13 protein-coding genes are annotated in these 18,603 nt (G+C 45.2%); 11 read left to right on the forward strand and 2 right to left on the reverse strand.

Annotated features, from left to right (window positions below; translation table 11 throughout):
• From KHQ26_RS17825 to pglZ, 8 genes are all read left to right on the forward strand, one after another.
• Positions 1-189 (forward strand): hypothetical protein (locus KHQ26_RS17825; protein WP_211777931.1); only part of this gene is annotated, 189 nt, incomplete at its 5' end.
• A gap of 13 nt (positions 190-202) precedes the next feature.
• A complete protein-coding gene (locus KHQ26_RS17830) occupies positions 203-1,462 on the forward strand; it encodes a tyrosine-type recombinase/integrase (RefSeq protein WP_049123908.1) in 1,260 nt (419 codons plus the stop codon).
• Between the two features lie 125 nt (positions 1,463-1,587).
• Positions 1,588-2,349 (forward strand): hypothetical protein, encoded by a 762-nt coding sequence (locus tag KHQ26_RS17835; RefSeq protein ID WP_045345930.1) that lies wholly within the window; start codon positions 1,588-1,590, stop codon positions 2,347-2,349.
• A gap of 4 nt (positions 2,350-2,353) precedes the next feature.
• Positions 2,354-2,896 carry a BREX protein BrxB domain-containing protein gene (locus KHQ26_RS17840; RefSeq protein WP_049123910.1) on the forward strand — a complete coding sequence of 181 codons (543 nt, stop codon included), beginning with the start codon at positions 2,354-2,356 and terminating at the stop codon, positions 2,894-2,896.
• A 14-nt stretch (positions 2,897-2,910) separates the two neighbouring features.
• Entirely contained in the window at positions 2,911-6,384 is a 3,474-nt protein-coding gene (gene brxC / locus KHQ26_RS17845; protein ID WP_049123912.1) for a BREX system P-loop protein BrxC, read from the forward strand.
• Positions 6,385-6,479: 95 nt separating this feature from the next.
• Positions 6,480-9,926 carry an Eco57I restriction-modification methylase domain-containing protein gene (locus KHQ26_RS17850; RefSeq protein ID WP_049123914.1) on the forward strand — a complete coding sequence of 1,149 codons (3,447 nt, stop codon included), beginning with the start codon at positions 6,480-6,482 and terminating at the stop codon, positions 9,924-9,926.
• A complete protein-coding gene (locus tag KHQ26_RS17855; protein WP_211777930.1) occupies positions 9,923-11,722 on the forward strand; it encodes a DUF262 domain-containing protein in 1,800 nt (599 codons plus the stop codon). Before KHQ26_RS17850 ends, KHQ26_RS17855 begins: the two co-directional genes overlap by 4 nt.
• Positions 11,723-11,725: 3 nt before the next feature.
• A complete protein-coding gene (gene pglZ / locus KHQ26_RS17860) occupies positions 11,726-13,762 on the forward strand; it encodes a BREX-1 system phosphatase PglZ type B (RefSeq protein WP_049123917.1) in 2,037 nt (678 codons plus the stop codon).
• Between the two features lie 211 nt (positions 13,763-13,973).
• On the opposite strand, the gene KHQ26_RS17865 is transcribed toward pglZ, so the two are convergent.
• Positions 13,974-14,552 carry an inovirus-type Gp2 protein gene (locus KHQ26_RS17865; RefSeq protein WP_049257473.1) on the reverse strand — a complete coding sequence of 193 codons (579 nt, stop codon included), beginning with the start codon at positions 14,550-14,552 and terminating at the stop codon, positions 13,974-13,976.
• A gap of 278 nt (positions 14,553-14,830) precedes the next feature.
• A complete protein-coding gene (locus tag KHQ26_RS17870) occupies positions 14,831-15,070 on the reverse strand; it encodes a helix-turn-helix transcriptional regulator (protein WP_013878127.1) in 240 nt (79 codons plus the stop codon).
• Positions 15,071-15,522: 452 nt separating this feature from the next.
• On the opposite strand from KHQ26_RS17870, the gene KHQ26_RS17875 reads away from it, so the two are divergent.
• The 3 genes from KHQ26_RS17875 to KHQ26_RS17885 all read left to right on the forward strand — a co-directional run bounded on the left by KHQ26_RS17875 (position 15,523) and on the right by KHQ26_RS17885 (position 18,574).
• Entirely contained in the window at positions 15,523-16,620 is a 1,098-nt protein-coding gene (locus tag KHQ26_RS17875) for a hypothetical protein (protein ID WP_053090249.1), read from the forward strand.
• Between the two features lie 98 nt (positions 16,621-16,718).
• Positions 16,719-17,612: a GTPase family protein gene (locus KHQ26_RS17880; protein ID WP_049123919.1), complete on the forward strand. Its 894-nt coding sequence runs from the start codon at positions 16,719-16,721 to the stop codon at positions 17,610-17,612.
• Positions 17,613-17,896: 284 nt separating this feature from the next.
• Positions 17,897-18,574: a hypothetical protein gene (locus KHQ26_RS17885; RefSeq protein WP_049123922.1), complete on the forward strand. Its 678-nt coding sequence runs from the start codon at positions 17,897-17,899 to the stop codon at positions 18,572-18,574.
• The last annotated feature ends 29 nt before the right edge of the window (positions 18,575-18,603 follow it).

Raw genomic sequence — 18,603 nt, forward strand, 5'->3', positions numbered from 1 at the left:
ACCATCGGAACATCAATAGACGTCAATGGACGTCTTTTTTTGTGCCTGAAATCCAGTATCCGCAAGGCTTTCCTCGCTTTTTCACTCAACCTAAGTCAACCTGATTCAATCTACATCAACTTACTGATGCGGGTACAACTGCGGGTATATCCCGGTTCGATAATGTTTGTACCCACACAGGCCCCTTGAAAGGATACTCATCATGGCTCTGAGTGATGTGAAAGTTCGTTCGGCTAAGCCTGAAGCAAAAGCCTATAAACTTACTGACGGTGAAGGCATGGTGTTGCTTGTTCACCCTAACGGTTCTAAATACTGGCGACTTCGTTATCGCTTTGGTGGTAAAGAAAAAATGCTGGCGCTGGGGAAATATCCTGAAGTGTCGCTGTCGGATGCCCGGACACGCAGGGATGAAGCCCGTAAGCTAATAGCTAATGGCATCGATCCCAGTGAGAACAAGAAAGCCGGTAAGGTAGAGAAGGAGCAAGAGGCGATAACGTTTGAAGTGGTAGCCAGAGAGTGGCACGCCAGCAATCAGAAGTGGTCTGCATCGCATAGTGCTCGTGTATTGAAAAGCCTTGAAGATAATCTCTTTGCTGCCATTGGTAAGCGGAACATTGCAGAACTGAAAACGCGAGACCTACTTGTACCCATCAAAGCAGTCGAGTCATCCGGACGCCTTGAAGTCGCCGCCCGTTTACAGCAGCGAACTACCGCGATTATGCGCTTTGCCGTTCAGAGCGGCTTAATCGACTACAATCCTGCGCAAGAGATTGCCGGTGCGGTTGCTACGGCGAAAAGACAGCATCGTGCGGCTTTGGAGCTTAATCGTATTCCTGAATTACTTCATCGCATTGATCACTATTCCGGAAGACCATTAACCCGACTTGCTGTTGAACTTACCTTGTTAGTCTTTATCCGCTCAAGCGAGCTGCGCTTTGCCCGCTGGTCAGAAGTGGATTTTGAAACGGCCATGTGGACGATTCCGGGAGAGCGTGAGCCGCTGGAAGGTATTAAACATTCTCAGCGAGGTTCGAAGATGCGGACACCTCACCTTGTTCCTTTGTCGCGGCAGGCGTTAGCCATTTTGGAAAAGATCAAAAGTATGAGTGGAAACCGTGAGCTGATCTTCATTGGTGATCACGATCCGCGTAAACCCATGAGTGAGAACACGGTGAACAAGGCTCTAAGAGTGATGGGCTATGACACAAAAACGGAAGTCTGTGGGCATGGTTTCAGGACCATGGCTTGTAGTTCACTGATAGAATCGGGGTTGTGGTCGAGGGATGCAGTAGAGCGGCAGATGAGCCATCAGGAGCGTAACTCTGTGCGTGCGGCTTACATCCATAAGGCGGAACATCTTGGGGAGCGTAGGTTGATGTTACAGTGGTGGGCGGATTATCTGGATAGAAATCGTGAAAGTAGGGTTAGCCCATTCGACTTTGGTAACCATTTATTCAGTTAAATCAAGATAGTTGCAGATAATGGCTTTACATGTTTACGAACAATATACTTGAGTGCTAAAGCAAAACGAAAGCAGTTTTTTTATCAAAAATGGCTTTTAGTACTCGGATTTGAGGAGGTATCCTGATGAACCATGAGCAGTTAGTTCAGTATGGATTCAAGTTTGGAAAAAATGGACCTCATGCAGCGCGTTGCATGATGATCGAAGAATTGAAGATATTGCTCCAGGCACGGCCTGAGAACACCTTACAAGAAGAATATAGGGTAAGCATTGTGGATGACAATATTCTTCATAAACCCAGTTCTAGTGCCAGGAAACTAACTTATCGGCACATGGTTGGTCTTTATGGGATGTCTCCGCACATACCTTTGTTCAAATTTTTTCGTCAACTTTGGGAGCTATCTGAAGAAGCTCAGCCTCTACTCGCACTGCAATTGGCTATTGCAAGAGATCCACTACTTCGAGAATCTGTTGGGGTCATTACGGCACTTAAGCCTGGGCAAATCTTACCCAGAAGCGTTATGGAAGAACACCTAGCAAAAGACGATCCAGATCGATTTAGTCAGGCATCACTTCAGTCATTTGCGCGAAACATTAGTGGCACCTGGACTCAATCAGGTTATCTTTCAGGTAAGGTTAAAAAACAACGTACTGACCCAAAAGTAACGTATGTGAACGTGGTTTTTGCTCTACTTCTTGGGCACTTTCAGGGGCTTTCAGGTAAACGTTTGTTTGATAGCTTTTGGATGAAACTATTACCAGTTGATGAAACAACTTTGTACGAGCTTGCATATAGAGCAACTTTGCGAGGCCTGATTAATTTCAAACAAGCCAGTGAGGTCGTTGAAGTGTCTTTTGCACCTCTGAATCTCCTAGTTAAGGAATAACGTGATGTCTGACAGATTGTCAAAATTACTGAAAAGTTTTTCCAGTCACATCAGTGTGCCATGGGGTAACAATATCTCAGCTGAAGAGAAGGCTATCTTTGTCGTATATGACAAAGAAGATGAGCTTAAGCTTCGTGCTCGTATGACTGAATTTGAGCATGCATGCATCGAAAGCGAGCATCCATGGCTGTTGTTGGACTTGACCAATGAGTTCCCCTACTGGATGGCCAGACAGGACTACAAAGAGGCTTATTTTGAAGATCCAGAGTATCTGGAAGGAAGCTATGACTATTTTGCTGAAGAGCTTGTGTCGAAACTCCATGAGCAGATTAGTGCGCACCAAACACCTGAATCTGTAGTGGCTCTTATGGGATGTGGGACCATGTTCGGCTTTGTATCAGTTTCCGCTTTAGTTAAATCTTTAACGACTCAAGTACAGGGACGCTTGGTGGTATTTTTCCCCGGAGAATATCATGAGAATAACTACAAACTGCTCGATGCCAAAGATGGCTGGGGATATCAAGCCACTGCGATCACCATAGCTTAACTAGGTAAAGAAAAATGCTAAACCGCGAAATTTATAAACTTGACCCTCTGGAAAGCAAATTGGCCAACAACGGTGTGGCTGAGGTAAAAGATGATCTCTCCAAAGGGGCTCTTGAAACATTAGATTATGAGCTGCGGACGTTTGTCTGTAGCGGAGCTTATGCCAAAGGCATGGCTGATATTCTTAGCAACTACTTACGAAACGTTAAAAGTTCTGGTGAACAACCTGCAGTTTGGATTTCAGGCTTTTTCGGTTCTGGGAAATCGCATCTAGCTAAAATGCTCAGAACCCTTTGGGTGAATCAGAAAATGGAGAGCGGAGCAGAAGCTCGCTCATTGGTTGAGTTACCCGATGATGTACGACAATATTTTGACGAACTTTCAACATTGGGAAGTCGACTGGGAGGACTTCATGCCGCGTCAGGAACTTTGGGGGCGGGAGCAGAAGACAAAGTTCGATTAGCCTTGTTGGCGATCATTTTCAAATCAGCTGGGTTGTCTGAGCAATATCATCTTGCCCAATTTGAACTTTGGTTAAGATCTGAAGGGGTACTTGAGCAAGTAAAAGCTTACATCCAACAGCATGCCAAAGGTAAAGAAGGCGAAGACCTTTGGAAGAAAGAACTGCGCAATCTCCATGTTTCACCAGTCATGGCGAATGCGCTGTTACATGCTTTACCATCTCTTGGAAGTGATGCTAAAGAAGTACGAGATATGCTGCGTGCGCAATATAAAATTGTTGATGATGTATCAAATACGGAAATGGTTCAGTCGATTGTTGATGCATTGTCAAATGAAGGCGAAATGCCCTTAACTTTGGTTGTTCTTGACGAGGTTCAGCAGTATATCGCTGATGATCCCGATCGTGCTCATCTTGTGCAAGAGACCGTTGAAACATGCTGTAAAGCTGGCGCACTTAAGTCGAAATTACTTTTCGTCGCCACAGGGCAAAGTGCCTTATCCGGGTTGCAAAACCTGCAACGCCTTATGGGGCGTTTCCAGATTTCTGTTCAGCTTGAGGATACTGATGTCGATGCGGTAATCCGGAAAGTTATTCTCCAGAAGAAAGAAACTGCCAGAGCAGGGATCGAATCCGTGGTACATCATAACCTCGGTGAGATTAATCGTCATATGAGTGGTTCTATTATTGAAGCTCATAAAGACGATGAAAAATGGATGGTTGCAGACTATCCGTTACTGCCAGTGCGTCGTCGTTTCTGGGAGCGAGTCCTACCTGCGCTGGATAAAACCGGAACCGGATCTCAACTACGAAATCAGTTACGTGTAGTGCATGAGGCTACAAAATCTACGGCACTTAAACCGTTGGGTTCTGTTGTCCCTGCCGATTTTATCTATGAACAAATTGCAATCAACTTGCTACAAACGGGTGTTATTGGCAAAGAGATCTACGAAAAGATAGCTCGCTTCAAGGCTGGGGACGAAGATGAAGTCCTCCAGGGTAGAGTACTTTCGTTGATACTGCTCATTAGTAAACTACCAACAGATATTAATCACGGTATTGCCTCAACGGAAGCTTTCCTCGCTGATTTACTCTTGGAACATTTAAGTGATGGTAAGCATGAACTGAGAGCAAAACTGCCACATTTAATTCAACAACTGGTTGATGACGGCGACTTACTGCCAATGAATACTAGTGCAGGTGTTGAATACAGGTTGCAAACGCTTGAAAGCCAGCAGTGGCATGATACTTTCAAACAACAACAAAATGATCTACGCGGTAACCCACAGCGTTTAGAAACGTTCCGCAGCCTCGAAATAAAAAACCGTGTTAACACTGCTCTAGGGTTTAGTAGCGTTAATCAAGGGGTCAGTAACGAACCCCGTAAGATCACCGTGTGTTTCGATCAGGATCTTCCTGCCGATGCTAAAAAAAATCTCTATGCTCATGTACTTGAATGTAAAGAAAAAGCTTTCGAGGATGCAGTGCGTAGTGCGAACCCTGATGACGCTACTATTTTCATTCATGTTCCGTCCATTCGCCGTAATGAGTTACTGAGCGCGATTGTCGATTTTAAAGCGGCGGAAACAACTCTGGAAGTGAGTGGGATACCCTCTACGGATGCGGGTAAAGACGCTCGCGCTGCAATGGAGCACCGGAAGTATGAAGCTGAGCGCACCAAGAAACTGATCCTTAAAGAAATTATTGATGGTATCCAGGTACAAATGGCTGGTGGGAGCGAAGTACTTGGCGACACATTAGTTGAGCAGTTCCAGAATGCAGGTAAGAAAGCATCTGAACGGCTCTACACAGAGTTTAAGCAAGCAGATCAAAAAGGATGGGATAAGGTATTTGAGCGCGCAAGTAAATTCGCTGATGCAAATGCTCTGGAAGCTGTAGGTCATAATGATGAAGTGGAAAAGCATCCTGTCTGTGTTGCCATTAAACGATTTATAGGTGTTGCAAAAACTGGGGGAGAGATACGAGATAACTTTATGTCTGCTCCATTCGGCTGGCCGAAAGATACCGTTGACGGCGCACTTTTTACCATGTTGGCTGCTGGTGTATTGAAAGCAAGCGATTCTCAGGAAAAATCAGTCGATGCGAAAAGTTTGGAGCGTAGCAAAGTCTCTCAAACAAACTTCCGTCCTGAAACCGTAAGTTTGACGCCGCGGCAGTTGGCAGGCATTCGAAGTTTGATCCATGCGATTGGTTTGAACTGCACCAATGGTGAAGAGCAATCCAAATTAAGAGATGCGATAGAAACCGCCAAGCAATTGGCTCGTAAAGCGGGAGGCGACGCCCCATTACCATTACCACCAAAAGCAGAATTACTTGTTGAAGTTGAAAGGCTTTCTGGTAATGAACAGCTAATGGCTGCCTTCGAACGACATCGCGATATTATCGATGAAGTGGAGAGTTGGAAAGGGCTTGCTGAAAAAGTGTTCGTCAGACAAGCTCGCTGGGGCGAACTAAAATCGGCGCTTAAGTATTGCCAAAATTTAGTTGGTTTTGACGTGCTCATGAACGAGGTGCATGCAATTGAGCAAAACCGAAGTCTGTTAGCCGATCCTGATCCAGTACAGCCGTTGCTGAAGCAGGTAATTGAAAAAATTCGCGTTGCGATTTTGAAAAAGTACGAAGATTTTCAAACTGAATATAACGAGTGTCTAAAGGAATTGCATGAAGATCCAATCTGGAGCCAGCTTTCTACAGAGCAGCAGGAGCGATTGCTGACAAAGCATCATCTGGATAACCTGGAAATGTCACCATTATCTGATAACGACAGAGTACTCGATTGTATTGAAAATACCTCGTTAGAACGGTGGAGTGATAAAACCTCTGCTTTGGCAGGCCGTTTTAGCCGTATGCGGCAGGATGCGGTTGATATGTTGGTGCCTAAAGCAAAAATCGTACTTTTACCAAAATCAGTCATTGAAACAGAGGCTGAGCTCGATTCTTGGTTGGCAAAAGTTAGACAAGAAGTTATGTCCGCTTTAGCTGAAAATCGTCCTGCATCGTTGAAATAACCTCTCATCACTCCTGAAGTTCAGACAACCTTGTCTGGGCTTTAGGTGCGAGTCTATATGCAAAATTAGAAGTAACCTCAATTTAAGAGTACTACATGCGACAGTCACTGGATAAAACGCTTAGAAATCAGCTGGAAAAAGTTGTTGTCAGGGCCCGAGAACTGATAGAAAAAGCTGCATCAGAAGCATTAATACGTTTAGGAGTGGAGACGGCGGAAGCCCCTGGATACCTGAACGATAATGAGCGTAAGCTGCGTAATCGCCTGCGTGCCCATGCCCGCCAGTTGGGGGACAAGCTGCAGGCCAATGGTGTGCAAGGAACTGAACGCCTGCAGGCGGAGGTCAGCTATGAGCACTGGCATCGTATGTTATTTGCCCGCTTTTTGGAGCAAAACAATCTGCTAATGCTGGATAAATATCTTGCTGTCACGCTGACCGACTGTCAGGAATATGCTGAAGAAGAAGGCTGTAAAGATGGCTGGGAACTGGCCGGCAAGCTGGCGCAGAGAATGCTGCCTCAGGTATTTCGGGTCGATTCCCCCGTATTTGAGCTGCAAATTCCCGTCGATCGCATTCGTGAATTAGAGGATTTGATTCTGACACTTCCTGGTGCGGTTTTTCAGGCCCAGGACAGCTTGGGATGGTGTTACCAGTTCTGGCAAAGCAAACGAAAAAAGGAAGTAAATGCGGCGGGTATTCCGATTGGTGCGGATGAGTTAAGCCCGGTCACCCAGTTATTCACTGAGCCTTATATGGTGAGCTTCCTGCTGGATAACAGCTTGGGTGCCTGGTGGGCGAAAAAACAGCTGACGGATGCGGATTTACGCTCGGCCAGTGATGAGAAAACTTTACGTCAGGCTGCTGCCATTGATGGTGTACCGCTGGAATATCTGCGTTTTGTTAAAACCAGCGATGAGCAGGGTGAGTTGTGGCAAGCCGCCGGCGGCTGGTTTGATGGCTGGCCACAGGAAGTTCGTGCACTGAAAACGCTGGATCCGTGCTGTGGTTCAGGGCATTTTCTGGTTGCATTATTCCTGATGCTGGTACCAATGCGTATGCAGCTTGAAGGACTTGATGCCAGAAGCGCTGTAGATAAGGTGCTTGCTGATAACCTTCATGGCCTTGAACTTGACAGTCGCTGTGTGGAGATTGCTGCTTTTGCTCTGGCGCTGGAGGCCTGGCGATATCCCAATGCCGGTGGTTACCGTACCCTCCCTGCACTAAATATTGCCTGCTCAGGGCTGGATGTCAGCGCAGCTGCCCAGGAATGGCTGGCGCTTGCTAAACACAATCCGGATATCAGCGAGGCACTTAATTGGTTTACCCGAACCTTCAAAGATGCCCCGGTGCTGGGCAGCCTGATTGACGTCAATACGGCTTATTACGAAGGAAAAACTGAAGGCAAAGATTCCCCCTGGCAGGTTCTCCTGGATGCGAAAGCTGCAACCGACGATGAAGCAAAAACAGCCGAGGTAACTGCTCAGGGTCTGGCAGTAGCAGCTAAATTGTTGTCTGAAAGTTATCATCTGGTAGCAACCAATGTGCCTTATCTGGCCCGTGGCAAGCAGTGCGACACCTTACAAAATTTTTGTGAGAACTACTTTCCGGAAGCAAAGGCCGACCTGGCGACAGTGTTCTTGGAACGGTGTATAAATTTCAGTCCAACCGGTGGAACATCGACCATCGTATTACCCCAGAACTGGCTTTTTCTGGCCAGCTATAAGAAGCTTCGTGAAAAACTGCTGACAGAATATAGCTGGGATCTGGTGGCGCGTCTGGGACCAAGAGCATTTGAAACTATTTCAGGCGAGGTGGTTCAGGCGATTTTGATCACTCTTACCAAAGGTATTGCGACTCAAGGATCATTACTGCATGGAGTCGATGTATCTGCAGCTAAAACCACAGCAGAGAAAGCAGGTCAACTATTTGTTGAGGATGTAAAAGGTGTTGAGCAGTTGAAGCAACTGGAGAATCCGGATGCGAGAGTTTCCTTTGGGCAAGAGAATAAACTTTCTTTACTGGATGAATATGCTGATGGGTTGGTAGGACTGCAAAGCAGTGATGACCCTATGTATATAGTAGGGTTTTGGGAGGTTGCAAGAAAAAACAAGAAAATATGGGAGTTCTTACAAGCTACACCAGATAATTATTCACAATTCGATGGGCAATCTTGGCTTGTTCGATGGGAGCAAGGTAAAGGGTTCTTACATGCTTCACCTACGGCTTATCCATCAAAAGGGTTAAAAGCTGTTGGTAGTAATGGGATTGCAGTCCATCGAATGGGGAAATTGTTTTCTTATATATATAGCAAAGAACGTTTCCACCAGAACGTGGCCACAATTATTCCGAAAAAAAAGGATGCTTTAAAAGCTATCTGGGCTTACTGTGAATCAGATACTTTTGGAGAAGAAGTTCGTAAAGTCGATCAATCAATTAAAGTCACTAATGCCACTCTTGTTAAAATTCCATTTGACCTTGAATACTGGTCTGAAGTAGCAGAAGAAAAGTATCCCAACGGCCTCCCAAAACCATACACCAATGATCCAACACAATGGATCTTCCATGGCCATCCCTGTGGCTCTGTTATCTGGGATGAAGAAAAAAAATGGACTGCTATCGCTGATAAGCGAACCGACGAGACAGTACTACAAGTTGCGGTTGCTCGCCTTTTGGGTTACCGGTGGCCAGCAGAGCTGGATGACAAAATGGAGCTGGCTGATGAGATGCTTCACTGGCTTGGTAAATCTGATGAACTGCTTAAACTCGTGGATGATGATGGCATAGTCTGCCTGCCAGCACTTCGCGGGGAAAAAGCCGCTGCTTCTCGCCTGGAAGCCATGCTGCAGGCTGCCTACGAAGAGGACTGGTCATCCAGTGTTCTCAGTGATCTGCTTGCCAGCGTTAGTAGTAAGAGCCTGGAAAACTGGCTGCGGGATAAATTCTTTGAACAACATTGCAAACTTTTCCAGCACCGCCCGTTTATCTGGCAAATCTGGGATGGTCTTAAAGATGGATTCTCAGTACTGGTCAACTACCATAAGCTCAATTATCAGGGTTTAGAGCGCCTGATTTATACCTATCTTGGGGACTGGATCCGTACTCAGGAGCATGGTTTCAAAGAAGGCATTGATGGTGCAGAAAGTCGTTTGATGGCGGCTAAAAACCTCAAAGACTCGCTGGAAGCCATCCTTAAAGGAGATGCCATCACCGGCAAGAGTGGTCTCGACATTTTTGTGCGCTGGAAACCGTTACACGAACAGCCTATGGGCTGGAACCCGGACTTAAATGATGGTGTGCGCCTTAATATTCGTCCGTTTATGCAGGCACCAGATGTGGATAAGAAGGGGGCCGGTGTTTTACGCACTAAGCCCAATATTAAGTGGGGTAAAGACCGCGGCAACGACGTTGAATCGGCCCCCTGGTATTATCTGGGACTGCAGTATGGTGAAAAAGAGGGGGCGCGTATCAATGACCACCATATCAGTCTTGCTGATAAACAAGCTGCCAGAGACGAATATGAAAATAAGGAAAATCACGGATGATTAAATCAGTATTCAACTATCCGGTGTCAACCTTGTTGGATATTGAAGCCGGGGTGGTGTATGCCATCCCACGCTACCAACGGGAGTATACCTGGGGTAAATGGCAATGGGATGCTTTGTTTGAAGATTTGTTAGAAAACGACCTTAATTACTACTTGGGGTCGATTATCTGTATCAACCAAAGTACAGATACGCTGGCTCTGCAGCTGTTAGAGTTAGTGGATGGCCAACAGCGAATGACCACATTGTCATTATTGTTAGCTGCCATTTATGCAAGCTACAACCAGTTGGGCATTAAACTTGAGATGGAGCAGCAGATAGAGCTGTATAACCTGAAGCATAAATTGGTGCTAAAAAAGAATGCGGACCAGCCCCGGTTAGTACCTCAGGTGCAAAATGCCAACCAGCAGGATTACCTGGCGGTGTTGAAAGAGGCAGGTATTCTTAAAGAGGCTGAGTGGGTTTCCAATGCAGGTAATCGTCGGGTATTTCGTGCCTATCGACATTTTTTAATGCGCATTGAACAGTATGTTAGTGAGAGCGAAACCCCATTGCAGGCACTGAATGTGCTACTTGATAAAGTTAATGCATCTACTCTGGTAAAAATAGAGGTGGCAAGTCATTCAGATGCTTATACCCTGTTTGAGTCACTTAACAATCGCGGTGTGCCTCTTACCGCGATTGATTTAATGAAAAACAAGCTACTGGCGAAGATCGAACAGATTGAGCCGGGCAGTATTGATAAGTCTTTTATCAGCTGGACCAAAGTGATGGAAGCCCTGGGGGATGATTATGGGGTGCAAGAGCGTTTTTTCCGTCAGTACTACAATGCGTTCAAGCCTGAGTTAAAAGATATCGTCAATGTACCAGTAGCGACGAAATCTAATCTTATTCAAATTTACGAAAAATTGATTACTCATGATCCGCATCAATTCCTACAAACTATGCGCAGTCATTCTGACTGGTATGCGCAGATTGTAGGGAACTGCGAAGTTCCGGATGAACCGAAACTAACAAAACTGCTTAAAAGTCTGGATAGAATTCAAGGCGCTCCTTCTTATCTCTTATTGCTAATGTTGTTTGCCAGACGACAGAACTTAGCATTGAGCATTGAGCATATTGAAAAAGTGGTCACTTTGCTGACCAGCTTCTTTGTCCGTAGGAACACTACTGATGTGCCTGCTACTCGGGATTTAAATCGCATATTTATGGAGTTAACTGAAATTCTGCAAAGCTGCCACGGTGAGCAGGTTGTGAGTGCTATTGCTAATAACCTAGGGTCTGTCAGTACCTCTGATGAGCATTTCCGCCAAGCGCTTAGTGGCGGTCTATACGAAGAAAATAGCTGGGTCTGCCGCTTTATCCTGTGTGCTCTTGAAGAAAGCATGATGACCAAGGAGAACCAAGTAGACCTATGGGCAGTGGAAGGCAAGCAATATGTGTGGACCATTGAGCATGTTTTCCCACAAGGATTAAACATCCCTAATTCTTGGGTAGCTATGATAGCGGATGGCGATAAAATGTTGGCGGAGCAATATCGTCAAAGCCATGTGCATAAACTTGGTAACTTGACTATTTCGGGATACAACAGTTCTTTAGGGAATAAGAGTTTTTTGGAAAAACGCGATCGTACGACCCGGGATAAATGTCCTGTAGGCTACAACAATGGTTTGTATCTTAATCAGGAACTGGTTGTTGCTGATAATTGGTCAATAGCGCAAATTGAACAAAGAACAGCCGCGATGGTAGATAAGGCTATTACTCTCTTTAGTTTACCGGGTGTCGTCGGGAGATAACGAATGCAAGTAATTGATAAATTGATAGAGCAGCTACGAGGTAGTGCAAATTTTAATCCTGCGGTGCAAGAGGCCCCAGCAGCGGTTCTATGGACAGATGAAACTTGCCAATGGCAAAGTGCTATGCCTTTGATTAAACAATTCATTCCCGAGCTGCTCGAGCTTGGTGAATATCAACCAGAGCAGCGGATTGGTCCGGCTATTTGGTTAAAGTGTGCCATTGCTGGGGTGTTGGAAGAGGTTATGTTACCTGAAGATCGAACACCAATTATCTATCTTCCCAAAATTGGGCGAAAAGCGTTACGCGCTATCGAAGATTGTCCAGACTATTTACGACCTTTAGCTGAATTGCAATATCGCGGATGTTGGTGGGCCTATAATACAGCAGGTCGTGACTGGAGTATAAGTTCTTTTCTGACAAATCCACGTGTTGGGCTTGAATTAGATGTAGCAAAAGATAAAAACACATTAGAAATTATCCCACAAATCTTGAAGGATCTTTTAGAATCCCGTATTGAAGACCTACAAGGAAAGCGGTTAGAGGCTAAAGATTTTCAATCATTAGTATTTAATGATCCTATTAAAGATCTACTTGGGTGGCTGAATAATCCCGAAGATAAGCGTAAGCAGTGGGACGACAATAAATGGTCGCTTTTCAGTAATACTTGCTCAACTCAGTTTGGTTATGAACCAACAGATGCTAATTATTCTCAAATGCTCGCATCCCTTTTATCTGCCCAGGGGGCGTGGCAAGAAGTGTGGCAGCGCTTTGAAGATACCGCACATAACCTATCAGGATTAATCCTTGTCCTTCGTGATGTAACCCCTGATTTAGCTGCTGATTTAAGTCATTATCCTATTGAAAATACTCGCAATGAAAAAAGCCTTGCCGATGCGCTTGCTGGCCTTCCTCAACTTGATGTAAACAAAGTTAGAGGAACTATCTGTTCACTATATCAACAGAATAAAGAGCGCGAAAGCTGGCTTTGGTATCGATTAGGAGAATCTAAATACCTCGAGATTTTGGCCCATCTGGCAAAAGTCGCTGAATTGACCCAGCAAGTGTTCAATCATCAGTCACCGGAAGAGATGGCAGAGCTATATCAGGAGTGCTTCTGGCAAGTCGATGCTGCAGCGTTGCAGGCCATGGCATTGGCAAAAGAACCGGGTCAACAGGAATTAGTCGCAAATGTATTAAAAATAATATATTCCCCTTGGTTGAACGAGGTATCGCTCAACTTCCAACAGTTGGTTAAAAGAAAAGGATATCCCGGGAATACTGAAATTAAGGAAGCGACAGCTACTTACCAGGTTAAAGGGATGGTAGTGTTTTTTGTAGATGGTTTGCGTTTTGATTGCGCTAAAGTATTAGAGCGTAAGCTTACTGCGCGTCATTTGATTGTCGATACCAAAACACAATGGAGTGCTCTGCCATCTTTAACTGATACAGCGAAAGCTGCGGTTACTCCTGTTGCTGCACTTTTGAACGGTGCTTATGACACTCAGGATTTTAAGCCTTCAGTAGTGGCAACGGGTAGTGAGTTTAATAGCTATCAATTAAAAAAAGCATTGGCACAACAGGGGTGGCAATACCTGGAAGGATTGGATACTGGTGAGCCTAATGGCTTAGCGTGGCTACAAACAGGTGACCTGGATAACCTGGGACATCAGCAGCAAAGAAAATTACCTCTTGGTATTGATGATGTTCTTGAAGAAATAGCTGATAGGGTAAGCTATTTGTTTGAAGCAGGATGGAAGCAAATCCGTATTGTCACGGATCATGGTTGGTTATGGCTTCCAGATCAATTACCTAAAGCATATCTTGAAAAACCCTTGGTTCGTAAGTACTTATCAAGATGTGCTATTCTCAAGGATAATGCCAGTACGAATTTGCCTCAGGTAGAGTGGTATTGGAATTCCTCAGTGTCACTTGCCATGGCTCCTGGCATCAGTGCATTTACTGCGGGAGATTACTACAATCATGGTGGCCTAAGTTTGCAAGAATGCCTGACACCTGTAATTAAAGTTACTAAGGACTAGAATTTTATTACTTAAAATAAGTTTCATCGAATATTTTCTAAAAGCCGCTTATAACAGCGGCTTTTAGCTATTTGAACACGCTGGAATTGCGGATGCGAGATAGCTGTTTTGTGGTTACTTTTTTTGTTCTGTCACTCCACTAGAGTATTTTCCGCGCTGATAGAGCACTATAATCGTATCGTCATACAGCGCCAGTTGCGTAGCCGTAGGATCAGGGGCCTGGCTTACGTGGACGCCCCGACGCTGAGCGTGGAGGAACGTCATTACAGCCGTATGCACACAAACCGTCCTTTTGTTCTTCCTTAGCCAGATAGCTCAGGACACGGCGAATATTCAAAATGCTGGCTGGATCGTTATACCGAACAGGAACGTCTATATTTCCCGGATATTGCGGCTGGTATTGACATCGATATGCCCATCCTTCCCAAAGAGTTATTTCATTCCACAGCTTGCTCGCTTTAATGGCAAAAGGATAAGGTCTCTGTGTTTTTTGTCGGTCCAGCCAGAATACGACATGCGCATGGTATCTATGTAGTTCAGTCCATTCGACAACCCAGAAATAGCCCACCACACCTTTCTCTTTTGCCATTTTCTCCATTAATTCACGCAAGTCATGTTCAAGTGTTTGATGATTTAAGTGTGAATGCCTGGCACTTTCCTTTTTGTAGAAAAAATCCATACGTAATGCCAAAAGGCATGAGTATCTGTTTATCATTTCATCGATGTGTGCATTGAGAACTGAGGCTAGGAACCAGTCTTCATTAAAATTTCTATCTGAATTTTTGAGCATAATTATTCCACAGCTGATGATGAGAGAGGCCAGTGCAAGCACTAAGATAGTGATGTTTCATGCAAGACTTTTCTTTAAGGCAATGCTGAGCTGATACTTAAATTAATTATTGCTTTAAAGACGAGGCTGGTTGTTCCAATAGTATTTGCGAGGGTGTTTAAAAGAGACATTGACAGTAAGCGGTGAATATAAGAACAAATGAGAGTGAGTATAATTATATAAAAAAACCTATATTAAATTACGTAACCGTCCTGTGTAAAACACCAACACTAAAGGTACTAACCTCGAGATGCTTGTATTCTTTCCAGCATCCATTTTTCCACTTCGCTTTTTAGCCAGCGTGAGCTACGCCCCAGTTTAATTGGTGCAGGGAACGCATTTTCTGAAATTAATCGGTAGAACCATTTATCGGTCATGTTTGTATAGCCAGTGATGAATGTCATATCAACGAGCTGATCATTCAGTAAAGATGTGGTTGTTTGGGTACTGGATGATATCGGATGAGTTTTGTTTGTCATGGTAATGCTCCCGCGATTTAGTGTGAGTTCGGGAGAGGGCCAGTTGCCATCGATAGAGTAACGGGCATCCTTCTCATACCATCAGCTGATAAGTAGAAAATTACATCAGCTAGTTCTCACCAGCTAGTAGTGCTGTCAGGACACAACGTGTCCAGCCCTGTACCCTGATAATAAGAACAGAACTGACGTGAGCTACATTCGCGGTGCGCGTGACAATGTAAAACATAGTGAATGCCTGCCACAAATTTATGTATGCTGTACAAGTTTATGAATGTTCATTTTTACCTGGTAAATCGCCGGAACCCCCTTTATTTTAGAGGTTGGCGTCGATTTTACTCTTACAAAAAACTTACAATTTTCGAGCTATTTTCATTCAAAATAAAAACTTGTTTACTTCATAATCGATTCATTATACATACTGTTTATGGTGGATTTTACTACAGGAGGTAACGGTGAGTGATAGCGATAATGAGAATTATTATCCGAAAGGGATTGGTAAACTGGGCGCTGAAGAATTAGCAAGGCCAGAAGAACCTCTCCATGAGGGAGGGAGCCGCTTTACCAGTCCTGAGAGCGAATTTAGTATCGACTCTTGGCCAGAAGACGAGTCTGCGCAGGCGGCCGAGGATTCTGATATTGAAGTCAGGACAGGAGAACCGATCTCAAGCCCCCCGGTATCTGAAAGCAGTAATAACGCTACCAGGGGTGATGAAGCTTTTAAGCGTTTAATGCAAAATATGCAGGCCGGGGAAAAACGCAATGTTAAAACTAAAAGTCTTCATGTTGAAGATTCTTCATGTCTACAAGACGTCGATTTAAAGTGGTTGAAGGGGGAGGTTAATTCACGTGCTATTTTTTGGTTCTGGGCGTATATACGAAAAGCCTCTGCCCGGGAGCTTTATTTACCTGAAGATACGGCTGTGTTAATTCCGGAATGGGATCAAAGAGAGGAAAACTTATACTCTTTTTTCAGACTATCTGGTAATCCAACGAGTTCAGCTGAAAGAAGCCGGGTAATTATTACCTTCATGAATAAACTGTCTTGTTCCCTCAGTCCATATCAAAGTAAGAAAACATTCGATTATATTCGTAGTATCTGGCTTGTTTTTAATAGTCAGGTTCAAAGCCCCAGATGGTTAAAGAAAAATGATAATGAAGGCATTGAGTGGGCATGGTCGTATTTATCAAAGAAAAAGGATATAAAAAGAAATGTTCTGTCCTGGTTTAAACCCGCAGACCTTAATGAGCGATACATTGGTGTAATGGGCGCGATTGATTGCTGGGCCATCCCGAGTAAACTGGATGTGGAAAATTACAGAAAATTTCTGGATGATAAAAGCGCACTTCTGAAAAAAATGAGTGATTCTTTTAAGCAACGAAAAAGAAGGTCTGGAAAACATGATTTGACAATCTCTGCCAAAGCCAGCAAGGAATTATCTGAGTTAGCAGTGGTACTTAATAAAAAAGAGATTAAAGTTATTGAAAAACTTATTCATGATGAGTATCTAAGATATAAAAGCAAGCTTTTTGATTACAAAAATCCATCCTAGACAGGCAACGATAACTCCAAAAAATATAACGCCTACATTACTCATGTGAGTCGCCGGGAGAAAAATTTCCCGGCATAGTTTTTTCACAGGAGTAAATCATGCCTCAATTCCCCGATCCGCAGGATAACAGTGATGTGGTGCGTACCTGCCTCAATCTCTTACCCCGGCAGGCTACTGAACGTATTCTGTCCCGCCTCCAGGAGGCGATTAACTATGAACCCGTGATAGGTATCATGGGCAAAAGTGGTGCGGGCAAGAGTTCATTATGCAACGCGCTTTTTCAGCAAACCGTCTGTCTGACCAGTGATTTGCTGGGCTGCACCCGGGAACCCCAGCGTCTGTTACTCACCGTTGGTGAGCGCAGCATGACACTGGTGGATTTACCTGGGGTGGGCGAGACACCGGAATATGACGAGGAATATCTGGCGCTCTATAAGGCGTTGCTGGTAGAGCTGGATTTGATTATCTGGGTACTGCGTGCCGATGACCGTGCCCGGGCAACGGATATCACGGCATACAGGGCACTGATGGAAGCCGGTGCCGACCCTTCACGTTTCCTGTTTGTACTGACTCAGGCCGACCGTATTCCACCCCTCAGGGATGGTGAGCCCTGGCATGCATCACCTTCTTCTGAACAATGCCTTTCACTGGCTTCAGTCAGTGCGCAGGTTGCCGGTCAGTTGCCGTCCTCTTTCCCGGTCATGGCTGTCTCAGCACATACCGGCTATAACCTGCCCGCCCTGGTGGAGTTGATTGTGCATGCCTTGCCCGTACAGGCCAGCAGTGCCGTGTATTGCCAGCTGAAACCAGAGCATCAGACCCCGGACACTGACGCCGCTGTACGGCAGCAGTTTGGTGAGGCTGCGGGTAAGGCTTTTGACACGGTGATTAATCCTGACCACCTGCCTTCTGTCTGGACTGCTCTGTTAAGGAGTATCCGACAAAAGTTAGTGCAACTTGCCACGGCATTATGGGACCGAATATTTGGCTGAAATCCGTCGCTTTACCCCTCAATTACCACATTCAAAAAACAGTATATTGATCTGTAAAAACGATCGATAATAGAATATCGATCGTTTTTATCTATTAAAATATCGATGTATAAACCCCCTATTGATCGCTTTTACCTATCAAAGCAAAGGGATATTTCTTTCTCAAAAGTGTTCATGAGCACGACGAACAGGGACGTTGACGTGATGGTCCGGATACAAAGATGCATCAGGTTCTGTGTACCGCGTCCCCCGTTGCCGCTTCTGATTCATTAATAAGGTGACATATGAAAATTCAGACCGTGATTGCACTTGTTTTGTCAGCCATTTCGGTTTCTGCTCAGGCGGGTAACTGGGCTGTGAAAAACGGCTGGTGCCAGACGCTGACCGATAATGGTCAGGCACTGGTGATGCTGAAAAACAACACCATTGGCATATTTGGTCAGTTGCAGGGCTGCCCCAATGGCCCGCAGGAGCTGATGGGGAGTCGCATCAGTGTAAACGGCAATCTGGTACCCACGTCTCAGTTGTGCAACCAGCAAACAGGATTTAAGGCTGTTGAGGTTGAAGGCGGGCAGGCACCTGCAGCCGCCAGAAAGGCAATTGCTTCGATTGCAGGTCAGGAAACATCGACCCTTCAGGTCTTTGGTGCGCAACTGACATTCACCCGTGGGGACATGATGACGGTCTGCCCGAAATACGTATCTGCCCTTGCTGCCAGTGCCGGGAGTCGAGCGCCGGAGATTAACAAAGGCTCGGTCATGAAAGCGGCCAAAGAAGCGTACACGAAAGAGTATGACCGTGACACGGCTGAGGCCGCTGATTTTGGCAGCTACAAAGTGGAGGGAAATACTGTGTTTTATGAGGTCTACAATGCCGGGTATCGTACCTACGATAAGGTGGTGGTGACCGTTGGTGCTGATGGTAGGGCCACCGGTGCCAGGGTTGAATACATGGGGCAATAACGTCTTATCCGCCACGCCATTTTTAATGT

This window comes from Klebsiella sp. 10 (assembly GCF_018223925.1).
Lineage (GTDB): Bacteria > Pseudomonadota > Gammaproteobacteria > Enterobacterales > Enterobacteriaceae > Klebsiella > Klebsiella pneumoniae.